Annotated in this window: 7 protein-coding genes and 1 other annotated feature; of the genes, 6 read left to right on the top strand and 1 reads right to left on the bottom strand. The window is 39.6% G+C overall.

Features of this window, described 5'->3' with window-relative positions; translation table 11 throughout:
* Positions 1-145: IS3 family transposase (locus WAX46_RS15180; protein WP_336493244.1), on the top strand; the 145-nt coding region annotated here is incomplete at its 5' end.
* Between the two features lie 61 nt (positions 146-206).
* Here WAX46_RS15180 and trpS read toward each other — a convergent pair.
* On the bottom strand, positions 207-1,202 hold the full coding sequence (gene trpS, locus WAX46_RS15175) for a tryptophan--tRNA ligase (RefSeq protein ID WP_336494282.1): 996 nt from the start codon (positions 1,200-1,202) through the stop codon (positions 207-209).
* Between the two features lie 53 nt (positions 1,203-1,255).
* Positions 1,256-1,475, bottom strand: a binding site (T-box leader).
* Positions 1,476-1,955: 480 nt separating this feature from the next.
* On the opposite strand from trpS, the gene WAX46_RS15170 reads away from it, so the two are divergent.
* The 5 genes from WAX46_RS15170 to WAX46_RS15150 all read left to right on the top strand — a co-directional run bounded on the left by WAX46_RS15170 (position 1,956) and on the right by WAX46_RS15150 (position 7,585).
* Positions 1,956-3,593 (top strand): peptide ABC transporter substrate-binding protein, encoded by a 1,638-nt coding sequence (locus tag WAX46_RS15170; protein ID WP_336494281.1) that lies wholly within the window; start codon positions 1,956-1,958, stop codon positions 3,591-3,593.
* Between the two features lie 115 nt (positions 3,594-3,708).
* On the top strand, positions 3,709-4,653 hold the full coding sequence (locus tag WAX46_RS15165; RefSeq protein WP_226570120.1) for an ABC transporter permease: 945 nt from the start codon (positions 3,709-3,711) through the stop codon (positions 4,651-4,653).
* A 3-nt stretch (positions 4,654-4,656) separates the two neighbouring features.
* On the top strand, positions 4,657-5,574 hold the full coding sequence (locus WAX46_RS15160; RefSeq protein ID WP_226570122.1) for an ABC transporter permease: 918 nt from the start codon (positions 4,657-4,659) through the stop codon (positions 5,572-5,574).
* 12 nt (positions 5,575-5,586) lie between these two features.
* Entirely contained in the window at positions 5,587-6,666 is a 1,080-nt protein-coding gene (locus WAX46_RS15155; protein ID WP_264188793.1) for an ABC transporter ATP-binding protein, read from the top strand.
* Between the two features lies 1 nt (position 6,667).
* On the top strand, positions 6,668-7,585 hold the full coding sequence (locus tag WAX46_RS15150; protein ID WP_226570126.1) for an ABC transporter ATP-binding protein: 918 nt from the start codon (positions 6,668-6,670) through the stop codon (positions 7,583-7,585).
* Positions 7,586-7,744: the final 159 nt, after the last annotated feature.

The raw sequence follows: 7,744 nt of genomic DNA, 5'->3' as shown, positions 1-7,744 counted from the left end.
GTTCTATCTTAACAGGATTGATCGAACTACGACCAACATCGTAGAACGCACTGTCAAAGAATACATTTATTATTATAACAACATTCGTATTCAAACAAAACTAAACAACCAATCACCGATAAACTATCGGCAATTGGCTGTATAAAGGTGTTTTGATCCCTGTCTCAAAAACGGGGGTCAGTCCCATGTTCAGCTGCAAGCTTTTTTTATTTGCGTTTTCTGCCAAGACCCATGGCATTCTCCATTTTTTTCAGCATTTTATTTGCCGCACGGTTTGCCTTTTCAGCACCTTCATCTAGAATGCGGTCAAGCTCATCTGACTCAATGAGATCATAGTAGCGATCTTGTATTGGTTTTAAAGCATCTAACACAACGTTCGCAAGATCTCCTTTAAATTCACCATAACCTTTACCTTCATACTTTTGTTCAAGCTCCGCAATTGATACGTTACCTAATACAGAATAAATCGTCAGCAGGTTGGCGATTCCAGGCTTGTTTTCTTTGTCATATTTGACGATCCCCTCTGAATCGGTCACAGCACTTTTAATTTTCTTTTCTAGCTGCTTTGGTTCATCTAATAAGGTAATGAAGGACTTTTGGTTCGGATCTGATTTGCTCATTTTTTTCGTTGGATCAGTTAAAGACATGATCCGAGCACCTTCTTTTGGAATTTTTACTTCTGGTACAGTAAAGATATCGTTATACTTTCGGTTAAAGCGCTCAGCAAGCATTCTTGTCAATTCAAGGTGCTGCTTTTGATCCTCACCGACAGGGACTAAATCAGTACCGTATAATAAAATATCACCAGCCATTAATGGCGGATACGTTAACAGCCCTGAAACGACAGCCTCTTTACCAGCGGATTTGTCCTTAAATTGGGTCATTCTTTCTAATTCCCCTATATAAGCAACACATTGCAACATCCATCCTGCCTGGGCGTGAGCAGGTACCTCTGATTGGATAAAGAGTGTCGCCTTCTCTGGATCAAGTCCTACTGCCAAATAAAGAGCCGCTAAGCTTCTAATATTTTGACGAAGAGCTAAACGATCCTGTCTCACTGTAATGGCATGCTGATCCACCACACAAAAATATCCATGATAGTCATCCTGCAAATCAACAAATTGCTTCATTGCTCCAATATAGTTCCCTAATGTCACAGAACCGCTAGGCTGAATGCCTGAGAAAATTGTCTTCTTTGTCATACTAAAACCTCTTTTCTTCAATATAAAAAGGCCCACCCGCCACTTTTCAACAGAAAAGGGACGAATGAACCGTGGTACCACCCTTGTTATTTCAATCAGAAATCACTCAAGACGTTGATAGCGGAGACTGCTCCGTCTAAACCTACTAACTTTTGCGAAGTGTTCGGTTAGATGCTCCAAAGCCCATTCCATACAAGCCATTATCTGCTCGCACCAGCCGCAGACTCTCTGTAAATGGTGAATATATGTACTCTTCTTCTTCATCGCAACAGTATGTCTATCCATTATAAAGGAAGCCCATGAAAATGTCACGAAGCCGTTATGTGACCTTCTCTTCATGGCGTTAACACTTAAAATTTTAAATAAAATATAAATTATCTGTCAGAATTTTTTTAAAAAAGGACGATTAATTATATGTATAAAACTTTATTATTACGGAATTTGGTAAATTATTTTAATCAATTTACGCTTTAATTTGTTGAAGTGATTAAGACTTTAGTTTATAAAAATCCCTCTTTATCCCCATTTATGTTTTTAAAAAATATATAAAATTGATATTGCAATAAATTATTCTATTCATTATAATGAATTTGTTCACACGTTTGTGCTAGGCTCTTTACATAGTGAAAATTCAGAAAAAACAAAAGAAATAGAAAGTAAGTTATTTGGGGACTTTTTTACGCTATTTCTTAAATCTGAATTTCATCTTTATCGAGACCTTTGAACTAAAACATATTATAAGGGGGAATACAGTTGAAAAAGCGTTGGTCTGTTGTTACGTTAATGCTTATTTTCACACTTGTATTAAGCGCTTGTGGTTTCAGCGGAAACAAATCAGGCGACAGCACGAGCAGTTCTGGAAAGGCTAAAACAACATTAAATGTGAATATCTCCACTGAGCCTTTTTCTCTACATCCGGGTTTGGCAAATGATACAACTTCAGGGAGTGTCATCCGTCAGACTTTTGAAGGATTAACAAGAATTAACGCTGAAGGTAAGCCAGAAAATGCGATGGCTTCTGATATCAAAACAAGTGCTGATGGGAAAACATACACTTTCACACTTCGTGATGCAAAATGGTCTAATGGTGACCCTGTTAAAGCAGAAGATTTCGAATATGCTTGGAAATGGACATTAGATCCTAAAAATGAATCTCAATATGCTTATCAGCTTTACTATATTAAAGGTGCTGAAGCAGCTAACAAAGGGAAAGCAAAAGTTGCTGATGTTGGTGTGAAAGCTAAAGACGACAAAACGCTTGTAGTTGAGCTAGAGAACCCAACACCGTTCTTTACTGAACTAACTGCATTCTATACGTATATGCCAGTCAACAAAAAAGTGGCTGAAAAGAATAAAAACTGGTACACAAATGCTGGTGAAAACTACGTTTCTAACGGTCCATTCGTTCTTTCTAAATGGAAACATGGCGGTTCTATCACGCTTGAAAAGAATGATGAATACTGGGATAAAGACACTGTAAAACTGAAAAAGATTAACATGTCTATGATCAAAGATACAAACACTGAGCTTAGCATGTTCCAAAAAGGCGAGCTTGACTGGGCTGGTTCTCCAACTGGAAGCCTTCCAACTGAGTCTCTAAAAACATTGAAAAAAGATGACGATCTTAAAATTCAAACGATCGCTGGTATCTATAACTACAAATTCAACACAGAAGTAAAACCTTTAAACAATGCAAACATCCGTAAGGCTCTTGCTTACTCAATCAACCGTCAAGCGATTGTTGATAAAATTACACAAGGTGAACAAGTACCAGCTATGGCAATCGTTCCTCCAACAATGCAAGGTTTCGAGGACAACAAAACTGGCTACTTCAAAGATCATGATGTAACAGCCGCTAAAGAACTTCTTGAAAAAGGTGCCAAAGAATTAGGCTATAAGTCTGTTTCTGATCTTCCACCATTGAAATTGTCTTACAACACGGATGAAGGCCACCAAAAGATTGCACAAGCAATTCAAGAAATGTGGAAAAGAGACCTAGGTGTTAAAGTTGAACTTGATAACTCTGAGTGGAACGTTTATATCGATAAACTGCACAGTGGAGATTACCAAATCGGACGTATGGGCTGGTTAGGTGACTTCAACGATCCAGTGAACTTCCTTGAGCTTTACAAAGATAAAGACGGTGGAAACAATGACACTGGATGGGAAAGCAAAGAGTACAAACAATTATTGAATGATTCTGCGAAAGAAACAGATAAATCAAAGCGTGAAGAAATGCTGAAAAAAGCAGAAGAAATTATCATCAACGATATGCCTATAGCACCAATCTACTTCTACACTCAGCTTTGGGTACAAGATCCAAAACTTAAAGGTGTCGTCGTATCTGGACTTGGTGATGTTCAATACAAATGGGCATATTTCGAAAAGTAAGATTATAGAGTAAGAGATCTATGTCAAGGATCTTAAGGTATATGGAGGATGTCTCTCCATATACCTTTCTTGCTGATTAGAGAAATTGTTGTAAAATCATGGAGGTGCAATTCCGTTGCTTAAATATATCGGTAAGCGATTAATATATATTTTAATCACACTGTTTGTTATTGTAACTGCAACTTTCTTTCTCATGCAGGCAGCACCTGGTGGTCCATTCTCTGGAGAGAAGAAACTTCCTGCTGAAATTGAAGCCAATCTAAATGAGCACTACGGATTGGACAAGCCTTTATTTGTTCAATATGTCAGCTACTTAGGTTCGGTTGCAACATTAGATTTTGGTCCCTCATTTAAATATAAAGGACAAACTGTAAATGACTTAATCAGTTCTGGATTCCCCGTTTCCTTTACCCTCGGAATTGAGGCAATTCTCCTCGCATTAGCATTTGGTGTATTGTTTGGGGTCCTTGCAGCGCTTTATCATAATAAGTGGCAAGACTATACAATTGCCATTTTAACGATCTTTGGAATTTCCGTTCCAAGTTTTATTTTAGCAGCGCTATTACAATATGTATTTGCATCTGAGGCAAGCTCTTTAGCGATTTTCCCAGTTGCAGGATGGGAGTCTTGGGCAAGCACCGTGCTACCTTCTATTGCACTATCCTTCATGCCAATGGCCTTTATTGCTAGACTTTCACGGTCAAGTATGCTTGAAGTACTAAACAGTGACTACATTAGAACGGCTAGAGCGAAAGGATTAACGAAATCAGCTGTTACGATCAAACACGCCATTCGAAACGCATTGTTACCTGTTATTACATACATGGGACCAATGGCCGCTTCAGTTTTAACCGGTAGTTTTGTCGTTGAGAAGATTTTTGGTATTCCTGGATTAGGCTCTCACTTTGTCACAAGCATTACAAACCGTGATTACACTGTCATTATGGGTGTGACAGTCTTCTACAGTATCATTCTATTAATCAGTATTCTAATTGTTGACATCCTCTACGGTATTATCGATCCTAGAATTAAACTGACGAAGGCGAAGAAAGGGGTCTAACACATGGAAGAGATGAGAAAAGATTTATTTGTGCCTGCGACGGCTGACGCAGCAGAATCTGAAAAAATTTCTAAACCTAGTCTATCTTTATGGAAGGATGCTATGCTTCGCTTCCGTGCAAATAAACTTGCAATGGTCGGGCTCACAATCATTTTTATTATTGTGATACTGGCAATCTTCGTTCCGATGTTTTCTAAATACGATTACTCGACGACAGATTTGCTTAATGCAGACCAGCCACCTTCAAAAGAACACTGGTTTGGTACAGATGATTTAGGACGAGACATGTTTGTTCGTACATGGGTAGGTGCAAGAATTTCGATCTTCATCGGTCTTGCTGCAGCTATTCTTGACGTGATCATCGGCATTATCTGGGGAAGTATTGCTGCATTCAAAGGCGGCCGTACAGATGAAGTCATGATGCGTATTGCAGACGTTTTATGGGCTATTCCAACATTACTAATGGTTATCTTAATGATGGTTGTTCTACCAAAAGGTTTATTGACGATTATCCTCGCCATGACAGTTGTAGGCTGGATTAACATGGCACGTATTGTTCGGGGACAAGTTCTACAATTGAAAAGCCAGGAGTACGTTCTTGCAGCACAAACATTGGGTGCGAAAACTTCTAGACTGTTATTTAAACATTTGATTCCAAACTCAATGGGACCAATTCTTGTCACGATGACACTAACGATCCCTTCTGCTATTTTCACTGAGGCATTCTTAAGCTATCTAGGACTCGGTGTACCAGCTCCATTAGCTAGTTGGGGAACAATGGCGTCTGATGGAATCCCGGCCATGACGTACTATCCGTGGAGATTATGGTTCCCAGCCGCATTTATCTGTATAACAATGTTTGGTTTTAACGTGGTTGGAGACGGACTAAGAGACGCTTTAGATCCGAAGTTGCGTAAATAAGGAGTGATTAGGATGGAACGTGAACGTATTCTAGAGGTCAAAGACCTTGCAATCTCATTTAAAACATATGGTGGAGAGGTTCAAGCCATTCGTGGTGTGAACTTCCATTTAAATAAAGGCGAGACACTCGCAATTGTAGGTGAATCTGGTTCTGGTAAAAGTGTGACATCACAGGCCATCATGAGACTAATTCCGATGCCTCCAGGTTATTTTAAGCGCGGAGAGATCCTGTTTGATGGACAAGATATCATTAAGAAAACGGAAAAACAAATGGAAGCGATTCGAGGAAAAGACATCTCTATGATTTTCCAGGATCCGATGACGTCTTTGAACCCTACGATGAAGGTCGGGAAACAAATTACAGAAGTACTATTCAAGCACGAACATATTTCAAAAGAAGCGGCTGAAAAAAGAGCCATTGAATTATTAGAGCTAGTTGGGATTCCAATGCCTGAAAAAAGAATCAAACAATATCCGCATGAATTTAGTGGCGGGATGAGACAAAGAGTTGTCATCGCAATGGCACTAGCGGCAAATCCAAAGCTATTGATTGCCGATGAGCCGACAACTGCACTTGATGTAACGATCCAGGCACAAATTTTAGAATTAATGAAAGAAATTCAGCAAAAAGTGGAAACATCGATTATCTTCATTACCCACGATCTAGGTGTCGTCGCCAATGTAGCTGATCGTGTAGCCGTCATGTATGCAGGGCAGATTGTTGAGACAGGTACTGTCGATGAAATTTTCTACAATCCGAAACATCCATATACATGGGGACTTTTAGCATCAATGCCAAGTTTAGATACAGATGGTGGATCTGAAGGGAAGCTGTCAGCGATCCCAGGGACACCGCCAGATCTAACAAACCCGCCGAAAGGAGATGCATTTGCACTCCGCAGCGATTATGCAATGAAAATTGACTTTGAACAAGAACCGCCAATGTTCAAAGTATCAGATACGCATTATGTAAAATCATGGCTACTTCATCCAAATGCACCTAAAGTTGAACCGCCTGCTTCAGTAAAGGCGAGAATGCGTGAACTAGAAGGTAGCTACGAAAAACCTGTATTAGTAAAAGAGGGTGAATAGCATGGCAGAAAAACTGTTAGAAATTAAAAATTTAAAGCAGCATTTCCATACAGTAAGAGGAACTGTGAAAGCGGTAGACGGTGTCTCATTTGATATTTACAAAGGTGAAACACTTGGACTTGTAGGTGAATCTGGATGTGGTAAATCCACAACCGGTCGTACCATCATCAGGCTTTATGATGCGACAGATGGAGAGGTTCTCTATAAAGGGGAAAGCGTACATGGGAAGAAATCAAGACAAAAAATGCTTGAATTCAATCGCCAAATGCAGATGATTTTCCAAGATCCATATGCTTCACTAAATCCTAGAATGACAGTCCTAGACATCATTGCAGAGGGCATTGATATTCATGGCCTTGCGAAAACACAGCAAGCGCGTAAAGAGCGTGTGTATCAATTGCTTGAAACAGTTGGTTTGAACAAAGAGCATGCAAACAGATACCCACATGAATTTTCAGGTGGTCAGAGACAGCGTATTGGAATTGCCCGTGCATTAGCTGTTGAGCCGGACTTCATTATTGCCGATGAACCAATCTCTGCACTAGATGTGTCGATCCAAGCGCAGGTCGTCAACTTAATGAAAGAACTGCAAGAAGAAAAGGGCTTAACCTATTTATTCATTGCGCATGACCTTTCGATGGTGAAATACATTAGTGATCGTATCGGCGTGATGTATTTTGGAAAATTGGTTGAGCTGGCACCAGCGAATGAATTATACGAAAACCCGCTTCATCCATATACAAAATCTTTACTATCTGCAATTCCGCTTCCAGATCCTGATTATGAGCGTAACCGTAAACGGATTAAATACGATCCATCTGTTCATAAAGGAACAAACACCGAGTTCCGTGAAGTGAAGCCAGGTCACTTTGTGAGTTGCACAGAGGAAGAGTTTAAAGAGATCAAGGCGAAACAATAAGAACGGAAAAGAAAGCACTGCAAGGTCAGTGCTTTCAGCTTGTAGACAAAGTCTACAAGCTTTTTTGTATAATAAGGGTAATAACACAATTCTGCGGGGGATGAACATGTTATCGAAACGTGAAGAAGAGAGAAGAAATCAATTAGAAGTAGTGGCTTT

Origin of the sequence: Bacillus sp. FJAT-53060, assembly GCF_037104745.1 — a bacterium.
Lineage (GTDB): Bacteria > Bacillota > Bacilli > Bacillales > Bacillaceae > Bacillus > Bacillus stratosphericus_B.
This window is presented reverse-complemented; position numbering and strand designations above follow the sequence as displayed.